The sequence below is a fragment of the Desulfatibacillum aliphaticivorans DSM 15576 genome (genome assembly GCF_000429905.1).
Classification (GTDB): Bacteria; Desulfobacterota; Desulfobacteria; order Desulfobacterales; family Desulfatibacillaceae; genus Desulfatibacillum; species Desulfatibacillum aliphaticivorans.
This window is the reverse complement of record NZ_AUCT01000008.1, coordinates 220,854-242,857: the sequence shown is the minus strand read 5'-3', so window position 1 is coordinate 242,857 and position 22,004 is coordinate 220,854. Positions and strand designations below refer to the sequence as shown.

17 protein-coding genes and 1 pseudogene are annotated in these 22,004 nt (G+C 54.9%); 9 read left to right on the top strand and 9 right to left on the bottom strand.

Features of this window, described 5'->3' with window-relative positions; genetic code table 11:
* Positions 1 to 226 precede the first annotated feature (226 nt).
* Positions 227 to 1,291 carry a FecR family protein gene (locus tag G491_RS0109780; protein ID WP_028314463.1) on the top strand — a complete coding sequence of 355 codons (1,065 nt, stop codon included), beginning with the start codon at positions 227 to 229 and terminating at the stop codon, positions 1,289 to 1,291.
* Between the two features lie 204 nt (positions 1,292 to 1,495).
* On the opposite strand, the gene G491_RS0109775 is transcribed toward G491_RS0109780, so the two are convergent.
* Positions 1,496 to 1,846: a DUF3795 domain-containing protein gene (locus tag G491_RS0109775; protein ID WP_028314462.1), complete on the bottom strand. Its 351-nt coding sequence runs from the start codon at positions 1,844 to 1,846 to the stop codon at positions 1,496 to 1,498.
* Complete coding sequence (locus G491_RS0109770; RefSeq protein ID WP_028314461.1) at positions 1,834 to 2,706, bottom strand: RNA polymerase sigma factor; 873 nt, start codon at positions 2,704 to 2,706, stop codon at positions 1,834 to 1,836. The genes G491_RS0109775 and G491_RS0109770 overlap by 13 nt, the downstream gene beginning before the upstream one ends.
* A gap of 282 nt (positions 2,707 to 2,988) precedes the next feature.
* Here G491_RS0109770 and dnaJ point away from each other — a divergent pair, with 282 nt between their 5' ends.
* From dnaJ to dusB, 4 genes are all read left to right on the top strand, one after another.
* Positions 2,989 to 4,089 (top strand): molecular chaperone DnaJ, encoded by a 1,101-nt coding sequence (gene dnaJ / locus G491_RS0109765; RefSeq protein WP_028314460.1) that lies wholly within the window; start codon positions 2,989 to 2,991, stop codon positions 4,087 to 4,089.
* Between the two features lie 33 nt (positions 4,090 to 4,122).
* Positions 4,123 to 4,491 (top strand): 6-carboxytetrahydropterin synthase QueD, encoded by a 369-nt coding sequence (gene queD, locus G491_RS0109760; RefSeq protein WP_015947955.1) that lies wholly within the window; start codon positions 4,123 to 4,125, stop codon positions 4,489 to 4,491.
* A gap of 155 nt (positions 4,492 to 4,646) precedes the next feature.
* The gene (locus G491_RS0109755; RefSeq protein WP_028314459.1) at positions 4,647 to 6,827 is read left to right on the top strand and encodes a DNA translocase FtsK; all 2,181 of its coding nucleotides are present in this window, start codon (positions 4,647 to 4,649) and stop codon (positions 6,825 to 6,827) included.
* Between the two features lie 42 nt (positions 6,828 to 6,869).
* Positions 6,870 to 7,868 (top strand): tRNA dihydrouridine synthase DusB, encoded by a 999-nt coding sequence (gene dusB / locus G491_RS0109750; RefSeq protein ID WP_028314458.1) that lies wholly within the window; start codon positions 6,870 to 6,872, stop codon positions 7,866 to 7,868.
* 1 nt (position 7,869) lies between these two features.
* On the opposite strand, the gene G491_RS0109745 is transcribed toward dusB, so the two are convergent.
* The gene (locus tag G491_RS0109745) at positions 7,870 to 8,805 is read right to left on the bottom strand and encodes a hypothetical protein (RefSeq protein WP_015947952.1); all 936 of its coding nucleotides are present in this window, start codon (positions 8,803 to 8,805) and stop codon (positions 7,870 to 7,872) included.
* Positions 8,806 to 8,824: 19 nt separating this feature from the next.
* The gene (gene queF, locus G491_RS0109740; RefSeq protein WP_015947951.1) at positions 8,825 to 9,214 is read right to left on the bottom strand and encodes a preQ(1) synthase; all 390 of its coding nucleotides are present in this window, start codon (positions 9,212 to 9,214) and stop codon (positions 8,825 to 8,827) included.
* Between the two features lie 199 nt (positions 9,215 to 9,413).
* Here queF and G491_RS0109735 point away from each other — a divergent pair, with 199 nt between their 5' ends.
* On the top strand, positions 9,414 to 10,232 hold the full coding sequence (locus G491_RS0109735; RefSeq protein ID WP_015947950.1) for an MBL fold metallo-hydrolase: 819 nt from the start codon (positions 9,414 to 9,416) through the stop codon (positions 10,230 to 10,232).
* 37 nt (positions 10,233 to 10,269) lie between these two features.
* The gene (locus tag G491_RS35850; protein WP_169829416.1) at positions 10,270 to 10,440 is read left to right on the top strand and encodes a hypothetical protein; all 171 of its coding nucleotides are present in this window, start codon (positions 10,270 to 10,272) and stop codon (positions 10,438 to 10,440) included.
* A gap of 217 nt (positions 10,441 to 10,657) precedes the next feature.
* On the opposite strand, the gene G491_RS0109725 is transcribed toward G491_RS35850, so the two are convergent.
* From G491_RS0109725 to G491_RS0109710, 4 genes are all read right to left on the bottom strand, one after another.
* A complete protein-coding gene (locus G491_RS0109725; RefSeq protein WP_028314457.1) occupies positions 10,658 to 11,389 on the bottom strand; it encodes a hypothetical protein in 732 nt (243 codons plus the stop codon).
* A gap of 34 nt (positions 11,390 to 11,423) precedes the next feature.
* Complete coding sequence (locus tag G491_RS0109720) at positions 11,424 to 12,644, bottom strand: PP2C family protein-serine/threonine phosphatase (protein WP_028314456.1); 1,221 nt, start codon at positions 12,642 to 12,644, stop codon at positions 11,424 to 11,426.
* A gap of 107 nt (positions 12,645 to 12,751) precedes the next feature.
* The gene (locus G491_RS0109715) at positions 12,752 to 16,672 is read right to left on the bottom strand and encodes a translocation/assembly module TamB domain-containing protein (protein ID WP_028314455.1); all 3,921 of its coding nucleotides are present in this window, start codon (positions 16,670 to 16,672) and stop codon (positions 12,752 to 12,754) included.
* Entirely contained in the window at positions 16,673 to 18,520 is a 1,848-nt protein-coding gene (locus G491_RS0109710) for an autotransporter assembly complex protein TamA (RefSeq protein ID WP_028314454.1), read from the bottom strand.
* A gap of 193 nt (positions 18,521 to 18,713) precedes the next feature.
* On the opposite strand from G491_RS0109710, the pseudogene G491_RS36270 reads away from it, so the two are divergent.
* Positions 18,714 to 18,924 (top strand): annotated as a pseudogene (locus G491_RS36270) (ISAs1 family transposase); the annotation flags it as partial.
* 282 nt (positions 18,925 to 19,206) lie between these two features.
* Here G491_RS36270 and G491_RS0109700 read toward each other — a convergent pair.
* Positions 19,207 to 20,511, bottom strand: coding sequence for a hypothetical protein (locus G491_RS0109700; protein WP_028314453.1), 1,305 nt, complete (start codon positions 20,509 to 20,511; stop codon positions 19,207 to 19,209).
* A gap of 831 nt (positions 20,512 to 21,342) precedes the next feature.
* On the opposite strand from G491_RS0109700, the gene G491_RS0109690 reads away from it, so the two are divergent.
* The gene (locus G491_RS0109690; protein WP_015947943.1) at positions 21,343 to 21,948 is read left to right on the top strand and encodes a TetR/AcrR family transcriptional regulator; all 606 of its coding nucleotides are present in this window, start codon (positions 21,343 to 21,345) and stop codon (positions 21,946 to 21,948) included.
* The last annotated feature ends 56 nt before the right edge of the window (positions 21,949 to 22,004 follow it).

The window sequence follows — 22,004 nt, the reverse complement described above, 5'->3', positions numbered from 1 at the left end:
GGTGTTGGCGCAATAAGGAGCGTGATTGTGCATGGGGAAAATAACTGACCACTCGTGGAACTAAATTTTTGTAGCAGGTTTTCCTGGCATTGTCAAATACTTGCCAAGTGTGGAAAAAGGGCTTGACCCGGGTATGCATCAATAGTATTCAGCATTATTACCAGTCTCTTAGAATATTCGATTTGCCGATCCCCATGATTCCAAATAGCCGCAAAGAGGACGCCAAATGAACAAAAGCTCCACTATTTTTGGTAAAATTTCCATTTTTTTGATTTTCATAACACTCATGCTGACGAGCGCCGGACCCAGCTTGGCAGGGGAGGAGCCCATTGGCAAGGTGGCTGTTTTTTCAGGAGAAGTCATACTCCGGGGCCAGGATGTGTGGGGGGGCGACGTGGTGGTCGGGCTTCCCATTTTTTCCGGGGACAAGATTGTCACCCTGGACGGAAGCGCCGAACTGGTTTTTGAGGACGGAACCAACGTCACCTTGTGCCGTTATTCGGCCGTGGAGTTCAAGCAATGGACCCGCAAGGGCTTGCCGTTGATTCAATCGGACAAGACGCGGCGGCGTTTCACCTTGTATGCGGGAAAAATGTGGATAGAAACCGATTACCGGCAGATGCGTTCTGAAATTGCGGTTCCGCCCATGGTTTCGGGCCTGCGGGAGGACGCCGGGACCACGCGCATCGCCGCTTTGATTTCCCTGGATAAAAACGGGGAGGCGTTCATGTCCTTTGACGAAGGGGACAGGAGCTTCACCATCGGGCCTTGGAAAATGGGCGTTGCGGAAAACGTCCCTCCGGCGGCAGCCAAGGAGAACGAATTTATTAAAAAGGCCCTGGCCGCCAAAACAGCCGCCCTGGTGGCTCAACGGGCCAGCGAAAAAGAGGATCTGGACAAGGCCGCGGCGGAAAGCCTTCGCAAGCTGGCCTGGATCCGCGCCAACAAGGCCTCGGCCGAGGAAGCGTTGTACAGCGCCAAGTATCTGGTGGACTGGACGCCTGATAAGCAGGTTCTGGGGGACTCCAGAGAGGCGGCTCGTGTGGCTGAGGAAAGGCTTAAGACAGCGGAGGTCGCGGAAAAAGCCGCCATTGAGGCGGGCGCCTTGGTGGAGGAGTGGGACGCCTTGTATCAGACGGCCATGGACGAATTTGAAGATCAGCGGGCCATCGAGGGCGTGGACGAAGGCAGCATCGGCGACCTGGAGGGCGGCGGAAGCCGTTCCGTCAAGCCCAATGACCTGGGCATGCCCAAACCCGGCGCCTTCACCAGCAAGAGCCCCTGCGAATAAAATTACTCCAAAAATTGCAAAAGCCCCGGCCGGATCAACCGGCCGGGGCTTTTTTAGGTTTATTTGTTGGGTTTCGTTCATACGCTTTTGGCTTTGAGTGTTGCTCCCGACGCAAAGAAAACAGCCTCTGTGGAAAGAACTCCATAAACTCTACCCAACCCAACAAAACAGAGAGGCCGCCGCAGCCTATGGTCTCCTTCACTCTCACGACTGCAGCTTTTGCAGGACCCTGTCGAAGTTATCCTTGGCGAATTTGGAAAAATTATGAAAAGCGATCAGCTTGTCGCAAGGCGCGTCCGAACAATGGGCGCAATTTTCCAAGCCTTTTTCCTCGCCGCAGGCCCGCACTTCGCAAGTGGCGCAATACCCCAGCTTGCGGCCTTCCTTAAGCAGGCATCCGTCGCAACTGACCTGTTCGGGCGTAAGATCGAATCCATAGGTTTTGTTTAAAAAGGCCGCCGCTTTCGCTCTAATGACGTCGTCATCCTTCTGGGTGGCGATGTACGAGGGACATTGGGTGCAATCCAGGCCGCAGTAGGCTATCATTTCTTCCATGGCGTATCCTCCTGGTTAAGGGTTTTGAGTTCCTGAAATTTTTCGGAATCCAGCATTCGGCGAATGGCCTGGACGAAATCCCGGGGGGCTTGGTAGTCCGCTTGGCAGCGCATGATGGCCGCCTCCCGGGTTAGATGCTCCAGGGCTTTGAGGCTGTCCTCCAGACTGACCTGGCCGGCGCGGCCCGGGCCCTGACCGGCGAAGGAAAGCGCTTTCAGGTCCATGAGGCCGTTTTGCATGGCCAGCGTTCCCTGGGTGAGGCAGTCGCAGGGATTGCCTTCCTCGTAGAGATCGCAATTGACGCTTAAAAACTCCCGGATTTTCTCCCGGGCCCGGGACAGCCTTTTCCGGAAAGCAGCAGGCTTGATGTCCAGGATGGCGGCGCCTTCCGGGCCGGGAATGTCCATGGTTTCCCCCAGGATATAGACGATACGGTGCTCCCAATCCAGGCACTGCAGGAGTCCCTGCATGCAGGCGAGACGCATTTCTTTGACGATCAACTCCTGCTCCGCCTCGTCGTAATCCAGGGAGGGGGCGTCCGGAGGATCCTGCACGATGGCGGCATGGCACCTTTCAAAGGTAAACCAGTACGCGGCCCGTTTTTTCCGCACTCCCATCAAATGATTGGAGGCCACCTTCAAAGCCCATGTATCCAACGAGCTTTTATGGGCGAAGCTGCCCAGATTGGTGATGATGCGGATCAGGATCTCCTGAACGGCGTCTTCGGCGTCCTGGGGGTGGTAAAGCATTTTCAGGGCCAGTCCGAAGATCCTGTGCTGGATGGCCCTGACAATGCTTTCCAGGGCGTGCTTGTCTCCTTGTTTTGCCTTTATTGCCAGATTTTCCAAATTTTCGTTCATGATGTTCTTTCCTTAATTCGCTCGCCCGGGCGGCTTGTAAGGGTAGAGTGCAAAACAAGGGGATGTGTGACAGGAAATGCGAATTTTTTTATTTTACAACCTTTTTAGCCCTGGTGCAAAGATTCCCGCGCGGCTTAGTTTTTGGCAAAGAAAAATCAAAGGGTTGTCAGGCGTTGACAACAGCCCCTGATGTGTTAAGTTTTTGGGTGCTAATAAAAGCCTTTCGAGGCTATTGTCCGAAAATTCAGTTAATCCATTCAGAAACCAGACAGCAAACCAAATATGAGCGAAAAACGTTGTTATTACGAAATATTGGGAGTTGAGCGAGACGCTTCGGCGCAGCAACTTAAGGCTTCTTACCGCAAGTTAGCCATGAAATACCACCCGGACCGCAACCCCGGGGACAAGGAAGCGGAGGAACTGTTCAAGGAGGCCGCCGAGGCGTACGAGGTCCTGACGGACCCCAAAAAGCGCGGCATTTACGATCAGTACGGCCACGAAGGCCTTTCCGGCCAGGGTTTTAGCGGGTTCAGCGGCTTTGACGATATTTTTTCCAGCTTTGGAGACATATTCGAAGAGTTTTTTGGGTTTGGAGGCGGCCGCCGGGGAAGAAACCGGGTTATGCGCGGCTCCGATCTTCGCTATGACATGCGTCTGGATTTTATGGAAGCGGCTTTCGGCGCTGAAAAGGAAATCGACATCCAGAAGCCCGAAACCTGTCAGGAGTGCGGCGGATCCGGCTGCGAAGAGGGCTCCGGCCCCACCGTTTGCCCCCAATGCCAGGGAACCGGACAATCCACCACCCGTCAGGGTTTTTTTACGGTCCGCACCACCTGCGCCCAATGCCGGGGCCAGGGCCGCGTTATTGAAAACCCCTGCCAGAACTGCCACGGCCAGGGAGTGGTTCAAGCCAGGAAAAAAGTGACCGTACGCATTCCCGCCGGCGTGGACAACGGCTCCAGGCTGCGCCTTTCCGGCGAGGGCGAGGCAGGCCCCCAGGGCGGACCTCCCGGCGACCTGTACGTCTTTTTATATGTCGAGCCCCACGAGTATTTCCAGCGCCAGGGCGTGGACGTGGTCTGTCAGGTGCCTATTTCCTTTGTACAGGCGGCTCTCGGCGCGGACATCAAGGTTCGCACCCTGGAAGGCGAGGCCGACCTGAAGGTGAAAAAAGGAACCCAGCCTGGCGACATCGTGACCCTGCACAACCAGGGCATTCCGTCGTTGCGCGGCAACGGCCGGGGCGACCAGATCATCCAGTTGATGGTGAAGACGCCCACCAACCTGAGCAAAAAGCAGGAAGCCCTGTTGGAGGAATTCGCCAAACAGGAAGACAAAAAGCTCACCAACAAGCTAAAAAGAGTGTTGGGCGGCAAAGCATAGAAAAACACCCATCAAAAAGAACGGACCAGATCCATGTACGAATTAAAGGTAAAAACCGATTTTGCGGCCGCCCACAGATTAACCCTGGTGGGGCATAAATGCGAAAACCTTCACGGACACAACTGGAAGGTGGAGGTCTGCATCAAGGGCGACGGCCTGGACGAGGGCGGCGTGTTGATGGACTTTGGCGTCATCAAAAAAAGCCTGCGGGGCATTATGGAGGAGCTTGACCATAAGTTCCTGAATGAATTGGAAATGTTTTCCGAATGCCCGCCGTCTTCCGAAAATATCGCCCGCATTATCGCCGACAAACTGGGCGCGGCCGTGAACTCGGACAAGGCCAGAGTATACTCGGTGACGGCCTGGGAGTCGGATAACGCCAGCGCCACGTATATAGTGTAATAGCCCATCAAAAACGGATATTTACACTTGATTTTGCTCGTTCCGTGATGATACTGTCCGAACTTGAGGATGAGGGGGGGCGCCATCCTGCAAATCCCCCCTCGTTGAAGCGAAATCGGATGCCCTAACACTGGACGGTTTTATTACGAGGAGCAATGCGCAAGGAAGTATCCGGTATACTCTTCTTATTCGTTATTGTGTTTACTCTCGGCGCTCTGGCGACTTACACCCCAGAGGACCCGGCGCTGTTTTTAAACATAGGCGGAGACGGGGAAATCAACAATATTTTCGGCCCCGCCGGAGCGCATTTCGCCGGAGTGCTCATAGGCCTTTTCGGCCTTGGGTCCGTCTGGATTCCCATACTTCTTCTGCAAGCCTCGATTAAACTATTAAAAAAACAAGATCTTCCCCACTGGCTGCCAACCGTCGGAGGCGCTTTCTGCCTGATTATCGCCACGGGCGGGGTGCAAGCCCTGGCCGGTTTGGATGAATGGACGGGCATAAACTGGCAGTCGGGCGGAATCCTGGGCGGGTTAACGGAAGACGCCCTGGTAAAAGCCTTGGGGATAACCGGTTCAGCCATCGCCCTGGCCGCCATCTGGACCATCGCCCTGATTTTTGCTACGGGCATATCCGTAACCAGGGTGTTGAAAAGCTCCGCCGAATTTTTGGGCAAGGGCTTCGCCTACCTGAAAAACCGCCGCGCCCAAGCCAAAGCCAAAAAGCCCGTTGTGGTCAAGGCCAAGCCTAACCGGCCTAAAAAGAAAAAAGCCAAGCAGCAGGCCCCTCCTGCCATCAAGCAGGCTCCTGAGCAGCCACAGCCGCCTTCAAACACCAAGAGCAAGGCCACGCAGCAGGTTTTCAACTTTATGATTCCCGGAAGCTATACCCTGCCCGATGTGGACATGCTGGACAACCCGCCGCCCCGTCCCAAGGGAGCGGACGCGAAAAACCTGGAAATGCAGTCCCGTCTGCTGGAAAAAAAGCTGGAGGACTTCGGCGTGCAAGGCAGGGTGAGCGAAGTCTGTCCCGGCCCGGTCATCACCACCTTTGAATACGAGCCCGGCCCCGGGGTGAAGATTAACCGCATCGCCAATCTTTCGGACGATCTGGCCCTGGCGCTCCGCGCCATGAGCGTTCGCATTGTGGCGCCCATCCCGGGCAAGGCCGCCGTGGGCATTGAAATCCCCAATATGGAGCGCGAATATGTCTACTTTAAGGAATTGGCGTGCTCCAAGGAATTTGAAAGGTCCAAATCCCGCCTGACTCTGTGTTTGGGTAAGGATATCGAGGGCAATCCCTGCGTGGCGGACCTTGCTAAAATGCCGCATTTGCTCATTGCCGGCGCCACGGGATCGGGCAAGAGCGTGGCCCTGAACTGCATGATCGCCAGCCTCTTATACAAGGCCTCTCCCGAAGAGGTGAAGCTGGTCATGATCGACCCCAAACGCATTGAGCTTTCCATGTTCGACGGCATACCCCATTTGATCACCCCGGTGGTGACGGACGTAAAAAAAGCCACCAACGCTTTGTATTGGGCGGTGAACGAAATGGAGCGCCGGTATCAGGCCATGGCCGAAATGGGGGCCCGGAACATTGGCGGGTACAACCAGAAAGTCAAAACCGCCTTATCCAAAAAAGCGCCTTTGCTGGAAGGCGAGGAAAAAAAGGAAGACCCCGAATACATGCCCTACGTGGTGGTGGTCATCGATGAACTGGCGGACCTGATGATGGTGGCCTCCAAGGACGTGGAAGCCGCCCTCCAGCGTTTGGCCCAGATGGCCCGCGCCGCCGGCATTCACCTGATTCTGGCCACCCAAAGGCCGTCCGTGGACGTTTTGACGGGAACCATCAAGGCCAACTTCCCCACCAGGGTGTCTTTCCAGGTCTCCTCCCGCACCGACTCCCGCACCATTTTGGACGCCAACGGAGCCGAAACCCTGTTAGGCATGGGCGACATGCTGTATTTGCCTCCGGGCGCCGCTAAAATCCAACGCATGCACGGCGCTTTCGTCTCGGAAGGCGAGTTGGAGCGCATTCTCTCCCACGTGAGAAGCCAGCAAAAGCCGGAATACGACGCGTCCGTGACCGACGCTCCGGAGGCCTCCTCCGGCGGTGAACTGACTGAAGAGGATTACGACGTCAAGTACGACGAAGCCGTGGCCATTGTCACGGAAACCGGCCAGGCGTCCATTTCCATGATTCAGCGCCGTTTGCGCATCGGATACAACCGGGCGGCCCGCATCATCGAAGTGATGGAAAAGGAAGGCGTCGTAGGCCCCTCCGACGGCGTCAAGCCCCGGGAAGTCCTGGCCAGGAGCTACCTGAACGATTAACGCCTCTTGCATATTTTCCGTCCCTGGAATAAATGAACCTCCATGTTAAAGATCGCTTCCTTAAAACTGGATAATCCTCTGGTATGCGCGCCCCTGGCCGGAGTCACCAACCTGCCGTTTCGGCTTATGGCCAAACGGCATGGCGCCGCCCTTGTCTGTTCCGAAATGATCAGCTCCAATGGGTTGATCAGGTATCAAAAAAAGACCATGGAGCTCATGGCGAGCAAGGAAGAGGAACGGCCGCTTTCCATCCAGATATTCGGCTCCGATCCCGGCGTGCTGGCGGACTCGGCCAGAATCGTTGCGGAACATGGCGCGGACATTGTGGACATCAATTTCGGCTGTTCCGTTAAAAAAGTGCTGAAAGGCGGCGCAGGCTCCGCGCTCATGGCCGACCTGCCCAGGGCGGAAAAAATCCTGAAAGAGGTGCGAAAAGCCATTTCCCTGCCTTTTACCATCAAAATGCGCTCGGGCTGGGACGCCTCGGGCGACGAGGCCATGGCCTTGGGCAGAATCGCCCAGGACGCAGGCGTGGATGCGGTGGCCCTGCATCCGCGGACGGCCAAACAAGGGTTTTCGGGGCATTCGGATTGGTCTCAGATCAAACGGCTTAAGCAGGAGTTGACCATTCCGGTCATAGGCAACGGGGACGTAACCAAGCCGGAGCATGTGCTGGAAATGATGGAGCAGACGGGGTGCGACGGAGTGATGATCGGCCGGGCCGTGCTTTACGCCCCCTGGATTTTTCGCCAGGCCCTATGCCTTTTGGAGAACAGGCCCATGGAGGAGATCGACCTGGACGATAGGAAAAAGGCGCTGTTCGACTACCTGGACGACACCATGGATTACCTGGGCGAAGAGCACGGATGCCGGGTGATGCGAAGCCGCCTTGCCTGGTTTGTGAAAGGCCTTCCAAACGCCGCAAAGTTCCGGGGGGAGATCACCCGCATAGCCTCCAAGGAACAGGCAAGGGATTTGATCGAAGAATTTTTCAGAAGCATTGAAAAGCGGCGGGAAGAAGCTCCCGCCGCTTCGGATTGATCTACAAAGGATTGATGCTGTCCCGCCGATTCCGGATGGACACCCAACTGGCATTGGAGACGTCGGCGTCTTCGGTCAGTTCGGCCCGGCAGGATCCTGCATGCACTTCCACAACCTTGGCTCGGGCCAGACGCTTGCCCGGCACGACGAATTGCTCGCCCTTTACGCCGTCCACGATATCGCCGTTGGCGCAAATCCAGAGCAGCATGCCTTTTCGCAGGCCCACTTCCTCACCCGAGGCGATGGTCACGGACTTGCCGTCCACGCTGGTCACAAAACCGGTCCAGGGCAGATCGGAGAGAGCGTCGCAAATTTTATCTTCGGTTTGCTTGACGATATCGGAAAAAATCTCCTGTTTCCACTCAACGGTCTCGAAGTCTTCGCCGTCCTTCAACTGCTTACTGGAAAAAATTCTGGCGTCTTCGATCTTGGAGCCGGTCAGGGAGTCGTACATCCACAGGTCCAGACTGACTCTGATGACCTTGACATTCTCTCGAAAGGGATAAATGCCTTTTCTCTCCTCCTCCAGGGCGACCTTCCACAAAGAACCGGTGACCACAATGCCCGCGCCTACGGCTCTGGCTTCGGCCATGAGGGCCAGGTTTCTGTTCACGCCGGTGATGGGGCCGAAATGCTCCGAAACCAGGTACTCAACTCTGGGCGAATCCTGGACAAAGGTCCGGTTGCACTTGGCCTGTAAACGGGCTTTCAAGGGATCGCCCACCAGTGCGGTCAAATCCAGATCCTGGGCCTGGGATGGATTGTAAAATTGGGCCACAATGACCTGTTTTTTCAATTTCCCGGGAGGCCCCATAAGCTCCTGGGCCAATTCCTGGGGGGAAGACGTATAAAAGTTGACGGTGGAGCACCCGGAGCCCAAAAGGGCCAGGGCCAGAAAAATGGTCAGAACGGTTGAGATACGGACAAATTTTGTCATTACACTCCGCCTGGTTGGATTATTTGACGTACTTGGCGCTAACCTGGGTGCTGATGCCTCCGCGCGGGGTGAAGTCGCCCACCACTTCCAGCCTTTTAGGCTCCAGGGCTTTCACCAGGTCTTCGAGAATCCGGTTTACCACATGCTCGTAAAAAATTCCCACATTGCGGTATTGGAGAAAGTAGTACTTGAGAGACTTCAGCTCTACAATTTTTTTATCCGGGCAATAGTTGATAATGATGGTCCCGAAATCGGGAAGCCCGGTCATGGGACACACGGAGGTGAATTCCGGCTGATCGATCCGGATGTCGATGTCCCTGGATGTTTGGTATTGGTAATCAATGGTTTCCAGCACGGAAGCGTCTACGGTTTCCGGGCCGTCCGCCCTGAGCTTGACTTTTTCGCTCATTTTGCTCGCCCCTTTTTTTCTTTCCGGGGCCGCCCCCGGAGAAATTGCAAGGCCGCGGCTTTAAAGGCCCGGTCCATGCACGGTATTGGGTCTATACCTGATGGGAGAAAATGCGTCAATATTTTACGTCCTTGGCCTTCAGTTTGCTTGACACGCCTTCCGGGCCTTTGGTAGATACAGACCCCTGAGGGCAAAACACATGAAAATCAAATACTACGGAGTAAGGGGAACCGTACCCACGCCCGGCCAAAGCACCATCCGCTATGGGGGAAACACGCCCTGCGTGGCCGTCTGGTGCGGCGAGGAACTGGTCATCCTGGACGCCGGCACAGGCCTGCGCGTCCTGGGCGATGAACTGGCGGACTCCTGTTTCGGCAACGGCAAGGGAAGCGCCACGCTGCTCATCAGCCACACCCACTGGGACCACATCCAGGGCTTTCCGTTTTTTTCTCCGGGATACGTCCAGGGCAACGTCATCCGCATCATGGGCGCGCACCAGATCAACAAGGGTTTGGAAACCGCCATGCATTACCAGCAGCAATATCAAAATTTTCCCGTCCTGCTCAGCCAAATGCCCTCCCGCATCACATTCAAGGCCCTGGAGGAAGGGGTGGGCCATAGAATCGGCGAGGTGGACATAGAAACCGCCGAGATGAATCATCCCGGAGGATCTTTCGCCTATCGGGTGACGTGGAAGGGAAAATCCGTGGTTTACGCGACGGATACGGAGCATTACGACTCCGTGGACCACAAGCTGACCCCGTTGTGCAAGGACGCGGACATTCTGATTTACGACAGCACATACACGCCCGAGGAATACCCCAATTTCAAGGGATACGGACATAGCACGTACGAAGAGGGCATCAAGCTGGCCAGAGCGGCCAACGTGAAATCCCTCCATCTTTTTCATCACCATCCCAACCATACCGACGAAATGCTGGACGCAATGCAAAAAAAGGCCCGGGCTGATTTTCCCCAAACCTATGTTGCCAGGGAAGGTTGGGAACTGGAAATATAAGGGCCGCAACACGGTCCTGAAAAACAAGGCGATTAGCATGGCTATTGAAGAAAAAATTCTGAACGTCAGCAAAGAAATCGTGGTCAAGTTCATCGAGGTCGGACGGGTTTCCCCGGCTTCGTTTCCGGAGACTTTCAAAGACGTGTACAGGGCGGTCAAGGAAGCCGTGGAAGAAGGCGCCCCTCCTGAAGACGCGGACGACGAATAATACCAAATCGCTTCACACAAGTAATTCGATTCCAAGGGGAGTCAAAAATGACGCTGGGTCCCCGCTTGCGGACGATCCCGAAAAGCGGATCGCCCTTGCGGGGATGACGCACAAATGTGGCAAAAGCAATCTATGAGGTTGCTTGTTTCTCCACGGTTAGTGCGAATACTCGACTGATAGCAACTTGGCGTCAAACGTTTTTCCGGGTCGGCCCGCCTTATTGCAGGGCGAACCTTAAATTATAGCTTTTCCCCTCGTCCCCGTATTCGTTGATCTGCAAACGTAAGGTCTTGATGGATTCGGCCTCTCCCGGAAAAAAGATGTAGCCGTAGGCCAGCCCCTGGCCCGGAATAGCCTTGTTCTCCAGGGTTTTGGATTCCAGATCGTCTATAATCCGGTTGCTGGCCTCGTTGCTGTCCAGCTTGGAAGCGCCGCCCAAAGCAGCGCCCGAGGCGCCGCCAATGGCCGCGCCCTTGCCGATGCTCTCGCCCACCGAGTCGCCTGTGACCACGCCCACGGCCGCCCCGATTATAACCCCGGCGGCAGCTCCCAACAGCGCGTTTTTCCCGGCGGACTTGAAAATTTCATTGGTGTTCGCGTATTTGGTCACCCGCTCGTAGGCGATTCTATCGGCCAGTACAGGCCAGATATTGCCTTCCTGGTCCTCCAGGAAGGTCTGCTCGCCGTTAATCCAAAAGGGAACGCCTCCCTGATTGTCGAAAACCACCAGCACGGGAATCAGTCCGGATTCGCGAATATCAAAGCCAAAGGTTTCCTTGGCTTCCTGGGGATCGAAATAGGCCTTGGCCGCTATGTCCGCGCCGGCGACGTTCATGGAATTCTCATAGCTGGTCGGGGTTTTAAAAGACAAGGGCTGGGCCCTATAAGTATTGCAGCCTGCCGTCAGAAAGCAGGCGATAATCCCAATCGTTATAAACAGTTTTTTCATGGAGATTTTCCTTTCCATCAATGCAAATCAGCTTTTACTCTTTAAACCGCTCCATTGCCATGAGGGAGACGTCGTCCTCAAAGTTGGGGTCTCCGCGGAAATGCACAAGCTCCTCCCCCATTCTTCGCATCAGGTCCTTTAACGTCAAGTCGCGTTTTTCAGATAAAAAGTTTACAAGTCTTTCCTGGGAAAATCTATTTCCTTCCTGATCCAGGCAATCCGTTATTCCATCTGAATACAAAAACAGCCTGTCTCCGGGCTCGATTCTATACAGGTCCTCGGTAAACTCGGCGTCCGGCAAAAGGCCCACGGGCAGGCCGCCGCTCCCCAACAAACGGGCTTTCCCGTGGTCGGGGATCAAAATGGGATAGGGATGCCCCGCCTGGGTAAGGATGATATTTCCGTTCCTGCGATCCACAATGCCGTAGACCATGGTAAAATACTGCTCCACAGTCTCGGTGCGCTGAAAAAGCAGATTCAGCTCATTGGCCATGGATTGGGGCGAAATGCTGCGGCTGTATTCGGCGCCGTCCGAGCCTGAAAAAAACCGGGCCTCGTGAAAAGGCATGCTGGTGATTGTTTTGTTGACCGTGACGGACAGCATGGCCGCAGGGATGCCGTGGCCGGAAACGTCCAGGGAGTAAAAGGCCAAATGGTGGCGGTCCACCGGAAAATAGTTGAAAATATCCCCGCCGATCACCTTGCAGGGCATGAACAAAGAGTCAAAGCGAAAGCCGTAAACGGCGCCGGAATTGGGCAGCAGGCTTTGCTGGATCCAGGCCGCTGCGGCAATGTCCTTGTTCAGCAGGTCTTGCGTCTTGCTGAGCTTTTTATACATGTCCTGGAGTTTGGCGTTTTTCTCTTCCAGGCTGCGCTCCAGATTAAGGATGCGTTTGGCCGCCGCCAGCTTGGCCTTAAGCTCGGCCATGGCAAAGGGCTTGCCCATGAAGTCGTCGGCGCCGGCCTCCATGCCCTGAAGCAGGTCGTCTTTTTGGGATTTTGCGGTCAGAAGAACAACGTAAACATAGGAAGGAAAAGGATGCGAACGAATCCGGCGGCACAACTCCACACCGTCCATGCCGGGCATCATCCAGTCCGAGATCACCAGCGTGACGGGAGTTTCTTTCAGGATCTCCCAGGCTTCCAAACCGTCCTGGGCTTCGACGACCTGATAATCCCAGGCCGAAAGCCCTTCTTTGAGCAAATGCCGGACTCCCGGGTCGTCGTCCACAATCAATATTGGCGCAGATTTCATCACCAGGTTAATCTCCCTGCCGCAGCCTTCAATAGCCGCAAAAGCGCCCCACCGCCAATATTTTCAGATTACCAGAGGTCCGGAAAAACTGTCAAATTATTCGCATTTTAATAGTCGTAATTCCAAAACAGGTCCACGCCGGACTCGGATTGGCTGATCTGGCTTTCCACGGAGATTTTTGGCGTGAGTTGATATTGCAACTGGACTTCGTTGGCGCTTTCCGAGGAAATCCCCCGGCGATAGGTCACAAACAGCTTGGGCGACAAATATTTGCCCACCACCAGATCCTGGCCGCCGTTTCCTTCGCCGTTGCTGCGCACGCTCAGCATGTCCACGGGAACGTCCGCGCCGACAATCTGCTTGAATTCATCCAAAGCCTTGGCCGCCAGCATGGCGGCGCCCTGCTCTTCCAGGGATTTGGATTCTCCGCTGCTCAAATCCGAGGCCCTTTTCCCGAAAATCAACAGGGACGCAATATCCGTTTGATCCAGCTCCGGATCCGCGGACAGGGTGATGATCATGGAGGAAGGCGTTCCGCCTATCTCCAAATAGATAGTCACGCCGGCCACCTTGTAAGCGGCCACAATCTCCAGGATGGGGTCGGGCGGATAAAGGCCCACAAAATCCACACGGCCTTTTTCCACGTCGAAATTCTTGCCGCGGAACTCGTACACGCCCCGTTTGGTTTCCAGATATCCTCGGGTGCGGATGGCGTCGGACTGACGCTCTTTGGTCACGTTCAGGTCTCCCCCCGCCTGAATCTGGGCGCCCTCGCCCCGTATCCACATGGGGCCTTCTATGCTCACATCCAGGTTCAGGCCCATGGGCTTGATGGGGGATTCCTTTTCCTCCACTTCTTCGCCCACGATGCGCACGTCCTTTTCCACGGCCACCTTGCGGCGCATTTCCGCCATAAAGCGGTCAAGCCGGAATTCCCCTTTGCCCACCTTCACCTGGCCGGTCAGGTCAATATCCGGCCACATGCCCACCAGCTTTAGGTCCGAATCCGCCCTGGCCGTTATCATGCCCCAGTAGGACAGATCAAATTTACGGGTTTGCAGGGCCAGGTTGAAATCCGTGGGTTTGAAGTTATCCAGAGCCACGGTTCCCGAGCCGTGAAGCTCGCCTTCTTTCTGGGTGCGTGCGGACAAATCCTTGATGGAGACAAGCTGGGGAGTCCATTCCAATTGGGCTTTCAAGTCCGTAATGGGATCTTGCCATTCTTCAACAACCATATTGTCGGCGGCCATGGAGGCTGAACCGTGCAATATAGGAGAGCGTGGGTCTCCCGAAGCGGCGGCCTCCAGGTTCAGGACGCCTTCCAGGACGTCCAGGCCGTCCACCCATTGGGGGAGAAAGGCAAGGTCCAGCCCCTGGCCTTTGATGGAGGCCTGCAATCCGCTGCGGGGCAAAAAGTCGTCTTTCAGAGGCAGCCCCAGCTCCATGGGGCAGGTAGAATTAAATTCCAGCTTGCCGCCGGTTTCCGGAACCAAATCCGCACTCACGGAAGCAAGGCCTTTTTCATAAACACCCGTCGCCCGGAGGGACAGCCCGGGCAGATCCTTGTCGATGCTGACCTCTTGGGCGTTGACCTCAAACCTGACCTCCGGCTTTTCCAGGGAGCCTTTTGCGGCCAGGAAGGCGTCACCAGCCCCGTTGAAAGGCCTGGACAATTGCAAAATCTCAGACAACCGATAGAGATCCGCTTGCGGAAGACTTACGGAGGCATCCAGGTTTCCGTTGAACCAATAACCGCCCTGGACCGACAGAGTTTGCTCCTCACAGACCAGTTCCAAGCCGGAAGTTTTTACGGAATCCGGCGCAATTTCCAAAACAGCGGGTTTGACAAGCGCGGCCCGCTTGCCTTGATAAACCGACTCCAGGCTGGATAAGGTCAACTTTTTTTTAAGCTGCCGGTAGCCGGCAAGGACGCCCTTGGCATTTATGCTGTCCGCCGCGCCGCCCTTTCCATTTAAGGTAAAGGTCAGGTCGTTTTGTTCCAGATCCACGTCCAGGGCCAGGGAGTCGAGGGTTTGCCCCGCCAGATTCAAGGCCTTAACGCCGCCCTGGACGGAAACGGCCATGGGTTCTATGGCGGCCTTGACCTTAAAATTCCCCTGATCAAACGCGTAATCCAAATACTTTACTCCGCGCATGGAAATTTCGCCGCTTAGCGCCGGATTCAAGGCCGGGCCTTTGGCGAACAAATCCACATCGGCTGCGCCCTTAAGCGGGTCCTCCAGATACGGCGCGGCAAGCCCGGACAAATCAGGCAAGGCAAGCTGCACCCGGCCGTCTATGGTTGGATTTTTCCATTTGCCCTTGGCCTTTAGGTTGACTTTGGCCGAGCCTTTGACGGCGGATTTAAGGAATTGTTCAGATACACCAGCAAGATCGGGTAGCTCGGCCGTGACTTCCCCCTGGAGGTCAGGATCGGCCAGGTCGCCTTTAGCCGTCAGGCTTAGGTTGGCTGCGCCCGGAATGGGCTGCTTTAGGAACAGGCTGGTCAGGCCGGCCAGATCAGATATTTTGGCCTTTGCTTTGGCAAGACCCTGGGCCTCGTAATCCACCTTGCCCGATAGATTAAGCTCCATGCCGTGGCCCTGCACATTGGCCGAGCGAACCTCCACGCCCCGGTTGTCCAGCACGCCGTTGATGGAGGCTGAATTGATTTCCAATTTCTCCAGGCGGGACGGGGAAAATCCGGCGTTAAAGGTAAGAAGCGTTTCTCCGAGGCTCTGGCCCGCCGCCTTGTCCGCCTGACCGTTCAGGGTGAAATTCAAGTCACCGGAAGGCGCTTGGGTTTCCATGGCCAGCTTCCTGGGGTCGGCGTTTAGCACATCGGCATGGAATTGCACAGAGAGCGGAGCGTCCTGGTCCAGCAGGCCTTTGGCGTTTCCGTTGGCCGTCAGCTTGAGCTCCGCCAGGTTGACCTGGGAGCTCAGGGAAAGGTCCGCGTCGCCGGACCGGTTATAGTCCAGGCTGATCCTGCCTTTGCTTACGGCGTAAGAAAGGACCTGGGAAGGCTGGATAATGACCTCCGCCTTAATGTCCGAATCAGGCCACATGCCGGTCATGGAGGCCTTGATCTTTCCGCTGGCCTGTCCAGGAACCTCGGGCGCCAGATCATCCAGGATTAAGCCGCCGACCGCGGCATTGGCTTTCATCGCAAATTCAGGGCCTGATAAATCCAGGCTGGCGGCCCCTTCCACGGTTTGCTCCGGATCGCACTTCAAAGCATAGGTGAATTCAGGCTTATCCAACGGCCCATGAGCGGTCAGGGAAATCTTCAGGTTTTCCAAATCCGGCAGGCCGGGCGCCAAAGCCCGCCATTGCGCCAGAGAGGGCGATTCCCCTTTAATCTGCACCTGGGTCTCGGCGTCGTCTTTGAGGTCGTACACGCCTTTACAGGTCAGGAAATCCGCATTATCCTTGCCGGCTTCCCGCAGGGTCAGGTTGTTCACCACGGCGGCAAAGGGCTTAAGGCGGCCTTTCAGGTCCAACTGAAAAGGCTTGTCCATTAGAACCGCGCCGTCCTCCCCATGAACTCTGACCTGAATCCGGCCGTTTTTGATTTCCGCCCGGGATATTGAGACGGGAAACTGAGTCAGATTAAAGGGCTCTTCGTCTTCCGTGTTCTCCGAAGGAGGAAACCAGGAGGCCGCATTCCAGGATCCGTCCGGGTTTCTGACCAGGTTGGCCGTGGGATTGTCCACGATTACATGGCCGAGGGTAATTTCCTCGCCCAGGACCCCGGGCAGCAAAGGCCCTACCGTTACGCTCTCCGCCCGAAAAATCACCTCATTTTGGGCTGATATCTTCAGACCCTCGACGGTAACACGGGATAGGACGTCCGGCATGATTCGCGAAAACGAAATGGAGACGGGCAGGTCTTTGGTCGCGTTTTCCGCGTATTGCGTGAGCCGCTCCTGGACGAAATCCGTGCGCAACGCCAGGGGGACGACAATAAAGCCGAAGATTAAAAAAACGAGCAGCGCCCACAATAATATTTTAAAAATTCGTTTCATTTAAAACGCCTGGCCCACGCTGAAATGAACGCGGTATGTGTCTGCATAATCGTCCTGGGGATTCAACTGATAGCCCACGTCCAGGCTCAGTGCGCCCACCGGAGACTCGTACCGGATGCCCGGACCGGCCGTGTAGCGGAACGAGCTGCCGTCGAAGGAAAACGGGTCTTCCAGGACCGAGCCGCAATCGGTGAAGGCGACTCCGGTAATTTTTTTGTAAATGGGGAACCGCAGCTCTATGGAGCCCTCCCACCGGGATTGGCCGCCCATGTATTCCCCGTCGTCATTCACAGGACCCAGGTGCTGGTATTCGTAGCCCCGAACGCTGTGGGTGCCGCCGGAAAACAAACGCATGAACAAGGGCACGGTTTCCGTATCCTCCAAGGTCTCGATTCCTGCGAAACCGGCCCTGGAGGCCAGCACAAAACGTTGGCCCAGGGGAATCAGGATGGAACCTTCCACGGACAACTTATAATAATCTATTTCAGAGCCCAACGAGGAAGATCCGTACCAGTACCGGGTGGAGAGAAAAGTCCCGGAGCGGGGGATGAGCACTTTTGGCCGCGAGTCTCTTTCAAAACCCAAAGCCAGGGACGAAACCAGGTAATTGTTTTCCGCCTCGGTTTCATCTCCTTGAAGGTCCAGGGAGTATTCCTCGGGCCTGTGCATCTCCAATTGATGCCCTATGGTTCCGCTCCAATACCTGGATAGCTTGCGGGTGACGGAGGCCTCGTTGAAAAACGAAAGGTCGATGTAGCTGATTTCGTCCTCCCGCTTGGCGCCGAGCGTGTTTTTAAACTCCTGCTTTTTGGAAAAAAAATAGGGCTGCCACAACTCGGCCTGGGCGCTTTGCAGGATTTCGGAAGTTTTTACGGATAAATCAAGCTGCGTGGCCTGGGAGGTGAAATGCCTGTGCCGCCATCCGGCCGAAAGCCGCAGCTTTTCCTCGGTGCCGTAACCGATGCCGAACCGTACGCTTTTAAACTTTTTGTACTCCCCGGTTATTTCCAAAGGCAGGCTGCCAGGATTTTCCGGCGTGGGCGGCGCTGCGCTTTCCACCTGCTCTTTGGTTTCCAAGGTTTTCACCCCGACCTTGGAGAGAAAGCCCAAAGAAAATATTTCCCGCTGGGTTTCTTCAAGCTCTTTGCGGGTGTACATCTTTCCTTCTTCAAAAGTCACGCGGGAAAGAATAACGTTGGGATTGGTTTTCTCCAGGCCTGCAACGGAAGCCGGCCCGAACAAATAATATCCCTTAGGGTCCACCTTAAGAGTTACGGCCGCGGTCTTTTCCTGCTTGTTGACCATAATGGACCCGGTCACCGCTGCGTGGGGATAGCCGTGTGTGTTCAATAAGTCGATGATCTTGTCTTTGGCCTGGCCGTAGGGCTCGGTGCGCAGCCGCTCCCCTTTTTTCAAGGGAGTGAATTCAATGATTTTCTTCCTTAGATTCTCGGACAAGCCGTCCAGTCCCTCCACATCCATGGAGTCCACCAGAATCGGAGGGCCTTCTACTATTTTGTAGATGACCGAGACTTTTTCCCGGTCCGGATTTTCGTTCAGGGTGAAATCGATTTGGGATTCAAAATACCCTTCCTGCTCCATAAGCTGGGTCAGGTTTTTGATGTCCGCATCCACCAGGGACTGCGCAAAAACCTGATCTTTCACCCAAGGCCTGATGTTGGCGGGGCGAACGGAAAGCACCGCCTTGGCCATTTTGACGGAGACGGTTTCCAGGCCTTCAATTTTTACCTTGGCGACAGTCCAGTCCTTGCCGGGGGAAGCCATAAGCAGGCCCGGAATCATGAACAAAACCAAAAGGTTTACATGTATTCTGAACAATCTTTTCATAAACCTGTATGTTATCACACCCCCAAAGCCGAATAAAGGCCTAGATTCCTCCAGGAGGCCGAGGGCAGGGCATACGCATGTAAAAAAAACGGGCTCCAAGGCGCTGAATCTGGCGATATATGTATAATATAATGAAATACTTATTCGAGACAGTAAACGACCCCAGGCATCATAATACGCTGCATAAGGGGAGGCCGTACGCAGTCATTGGGGGTATAGAAAACTCAGTGCATTGGGTTCTTGACATTGCATTCCGGGAGGATGAAAGCCGGATCAGGGCTGGGCACGCCCCTGAGAATCCGGCGGCGCTGAGGCATATCGCCTTGAATTTGAACAAGAAAAACAAATCATTTAAAGGAAGCATAAAAACCAAAAGGCTGAATGCGGCAATGGACGTTGAATATTTCCACCCATCCCAATTATCATACAAAAATAGCGGTACGTGGCGAAAAGAACTGCTCCGGATGTTTGAGGAGACGTATCAAAAGAGTTAAGGATGTCCCCAAAAGTTAAAAAAGACCCATAAGCAGGGGCGCTGCTTGCCGCGCCCTCGCAGTGACAGGCCCCCGCGGCTGGCGAACTCCAATAAGAAAGGGGGCCCGCCGCCGACAGCGAGCCCCCTTGAGGGGGATAGAACATGGTCCTATCCTTGCGAAAAAGGCCTGGCTTCCCTTTCCGCAAATCGGTTATTCGGGCATGGGATGGGAGAATGTGCTGGTGAAGATGTTTTTCTTCACGTCCAGGCTGGGCTCGTTGGCGCAAAAGCTCCGCATGACCGAAAATTCTCCGCCGCCCTGGCCTTCAAAGGTCGCCACGACCTCGCCGGTCTCCGTTCTTTTGATCACGCCGGTAATCCAGGGCATCTGGGCGAAGATGCAATATGTCTCCACAATAAAGGTTACATCCGAAAGCATGGGCGCGTAATTGGCGCCGATGTTCACGTAGGCTTCCACGGTGTACTGGTCGTTTTTGCCGACGACCGTCAGATCCGTGGGAAGGTACTGGCGGGCCTCTTCATCCCATTGCCAGTCTCCGTGCACCCAGCCAAGCTCGCCGTCCTCCGCGTGAAAGCGTTGAACGACCGGATTGCCGTTATCCAGAAAGTCCACGTCCACGTAGTCCAGGTTTGTGGTGTTAAAATGATAGGTCTGGAAGGCCCACTGCACATGGGTTTCGGGATCGGACATGAAGGCGAAGTCCCAGCCGCCCAGGACGAAGGCCCATCTGCCGAAGGAGTTTTCCCGGTATCCGTGCCCGTTGATTTCCGTGGTTTCGCCCGTGGAAAGATCCGTAATGCTTCCCCGGACTTCCGTGGTGGGCCACAGCATGTTGACGGTCCAGTGTTCGTCCGGCAGCAGGGCGTCGGTATCGTTGCCCACCACCCAGGTTTCGGGCTTTAAGGGCGCATAGTCGGTGAATCCCTGGTTTACGGAAAAATCCCAGGAGTAGGCTCCGTTGTTTCCCCGAATGATCATGACGTCGGGCTCGCCGTCCTCGCCCCGAACCGGAATTTCTTCAATAAAAATCCCGTCCTCGCCTTCGGCGTACAGGGAGCGTTCGTTCACGCCCACGTCGTGGCCCAGGCCGAGAGGCGTGTAAATGGCGATCGGCTCTTTGCCGGGGAACTTGCCGTACAAGGCGAAGTTCACTCCCGAGGGCATGAGGTTGAGGGCCGAAAAGGTTTCGCTGCCGCCCAGCCTGCCTTCCGGATCCGCCACTACGATCCCGACCACGCCGGTGAACTTGCCGTCGTCGTCGTGAAAGGAATAATAGTCCCATTCCAGGGAGAAGCCATCCAGGGCGTTAAAGGCCCGATAATCATCCTGCAGGATGTTCCAGCCGCCCAGGCCGTCCCGCATGACGTGATTATAGTCAATGGTATGCTGTTCCGGCCAGGTGGGCTTGGGGCTCATGGCGTAGGCCCCGGATGCGGCCGCGATCAGGGTTGCAATAACCAGACTCAGGACTTTAAATACGGATCTCTTTGTCATGCGTTTCCCCTCCATAGGTTTGTGTGTGCAAGGCCGGGAGGCGAGCGGCGCATCAAGGCGGGGCGCCGCGGATCTCCCTTATTGACTAATTCGTCTAACATAACCTTGACTGTTAAGTCAATATACTTTGTCACAAATTTTGATTAATCCCTTTAAAATATGGATTTATTCCATTTTTCCAGAGAGTGATTTCAATGTATAGTTAGAAGTTAATATATAGATAATCTATAGTGTATAGTTCCGCCTCCGCCCTTACGGAAAACAGGTTGAGAACAATCAAAGCGCCTTGGGTCCACCCAAAACCCCCCGTCAAAAAGCCCGTTTCCCTCAACTCCAAGCCATCCCGCCCCCCCCGTATATAATGCTGCATCTGTCGAAAAATCCTTCTGAAGAGCCTGGTTATCCACCTGTTGTTCCCGCGGCCCTCCCCGAATCCGGACGGCCCGCCTCCTGTAAAAGCGCGTCAGGGGAGATTGTGAAAGCATTCACTTAGTCGCCGGATTTTCTTAGGATTGCGTAATTCCTTGGAATTTCACCATCCGTTCAAAAGTTATTTTTTTCACATGGATGGAAAGCAATTATTTGCTTGACACACGGGTCTGTTTTCCTGCATATGAATGTTTCCAGCGCTTGATGGAAACGCTTTATTGGAATCACCTGCTTTGTTATTCCGTTTCGCCTGGAAATAAAGGCTTATGACAGCCTTTGAATGCGCCTTGCCCTCATCAATTCCCGCCCGGGAAAGGGAAGGCTTGAATTACTCTTCACTACAATAAAGGAGCAGAAACCCTGCTTACAGCACTGGAAAAAGCGCGCAAGGATCCGGACTCCATGAAAGGGAGAATTCTGCGCGACGCTCGCAAGATATTTGGAGAATACGGTTTCCACGGCACCACAACCCGCATGATCGCCCAAAAGGTGGGGATCGACATTTCCACCCTGTATTATCACTGGGGGGAAAAAGGCGACCTGTACGAAGCGGTCGTCCAGGACATTTTTGAGGATCTGCGGTCGAAACTGGTGGAAATCGAGCACATCATTCACGGCAAGCCTTTGGCGGACAGGTTGACCATCGCCTTGGACATCATGACGGATTATCTTTTTGAAAATCCCGAAATTTCCAACCTGACGCTGTACCGTTATTTCACTAAAACCCGGCACGAATCGGTCTTGGAAGTAAAAGTGCCTGAAACCATGGGGAATATAGCTTATTCCATGGGGCTGGTGAATGACAAGAAGGCCTTGCCTGTGGATGCGAAAATGAAGATGTTGGCAATGATGAACTCAATCCATAATTTCATATCGGGGGAAGGGTTTTTCAAGGTTCTGTTGGATGTGAACCACGAGGACTATGTGAGGGTGGTGAAAGATACTTTGGGTTTTGTGTTGGTTCCTGCATTTACGCAAGCAACGAAGGCCCAGGACCCCTCTGAATAGTTCCAGGTTCGCCTCCACAAATTTGCAGTTACGGCAGTCGATCAAAAGTGTAGCAT

What these genes read in the sequence shown, in the direction of transcription:
- G491_RS0109780 (WP_028314463.1), top strand. Translation starts at nt 227, where the DNA reads ATGAACAAAAGCTCCACTATTTTTGGTAAAATTTCCATTTTTTTGATT.
- G491_RS0109775 (WP_028314462.1), bottom strand. Translation starts at nt 1,846, where the DNA reads ATGGAAGAAATGATAGCCTACTGCGGCCTGGATTGCACCCAATGTCCC.
- G491_RS0109770 (WP_028314461.1), bottom strand. Translation starts at nt 2,706, where the DNA reads ATGAACGAAAATTTGGAAAATCTGGCAATAAAGGCAAAACAAGGAGAC.
- dnaJ (WP_028314460.1), top strand. Translation starts at nt 2,989, where the DNA reads ATGAGCGAAAAACGTTGTTATTACGAAATATTGGGAGTTGAGCGAGAC.
- queD (WP_015947955.1), top strand. Translation starts at nt 4,123, where the DNA reads ATGTACGAATTAAAGGTAAAAACCGATTTTGCGGCCGCCCACAGATTA.
- G491_RS0109755 (WP_028314459.1), top strand. Translation starts at nt 4,647, where the DNA reads ATGCGCAAGGAAGTATCCGGTATACTCTTCTTATTCGTTATTGTGTTT.
- dusB (WP_028314458.1), top strand. Translation starts at nt 6,870, where the DNA reads ATGTTAAAGATCGCTTCCTTAAAACTGGATAATCCTCTGGTATGCGCG.
- G491_RS0109745 (WP_015947952.1), bottom strand. Translation starts at nt 8,805, where the DNA reads ATGACAAAATTTGTCCGTATCTCAACCGTTCTGACCATTTTTCTGGCC.
- queF (WP_015947951.1), bottom strand. Translation starts at nt 9,214, where the DNA reads ATGAGCGAAAAAGTCAAGCTCAGGGCGGACGGCCCGGAAACCGTAGAC.
- G491_RS0109735 (WP_015947950.1), top strand. Translation starts at nt 9,414, where the DNA reads ATGAAAATCAAATACTACGGAGTAAGGGGAACCGTACCCACGCCCGGC.
- G491_RS35850 (WP_169829416.1), top strand. Translation starts at nt 10,270, where the DNA reads ATGGCTATTGAAGAAAAAATTCTGAACGTCAGCAAAGAAATCGTGGTC.
- G491_RS0109725 (WP_028314457.1), bottom strand. Translation starts at nt 11,389, where the DNA reads ATGAAAAAACTGTTTATAACGATTGGGATTATCGCCTGCTTTCTGACG.
- G491_RS0109720 (WP_028314456.1), bottom strand. Translation starts at nt 12,644, where the DNA reads ATGAAATCTGCGCCAATATTGATTGTGGACGACGACCCGGGAGTCCGG.
- G491_RS0109715 (WP_028314455.1), bottom strand. Translation starts at nt 16,672, where the DNA reads ATGAAACGAATTTTTAAAATATTATTGTGGGCGCTGCTCGTTTTTTTA.
- G491_RS0109710 (WP_028314454.1), bottom strand. Translation starts at nt 18,520, where the DNA reads ATGAAAAGATTGTTCAGAATACATGTAAACCTTTTGGTTTTGTTCATG.
- G491_RS0109700 (WP_028314453.1), bottom strand. Translation starts at nt 20,511, where the DNA reads ATGACAAAGAGATCCGTATTTAAAGTCCTGAGTCTGGTTATTGCAACC.
- G491_RS0109690 (WP_015947943.1), top strand. Translation starts at nt 21,343, where the DNA reads ATGAAAGGGAGAATTCTGCGCGACGCTCGCAAGATATTTGGAGAATAC.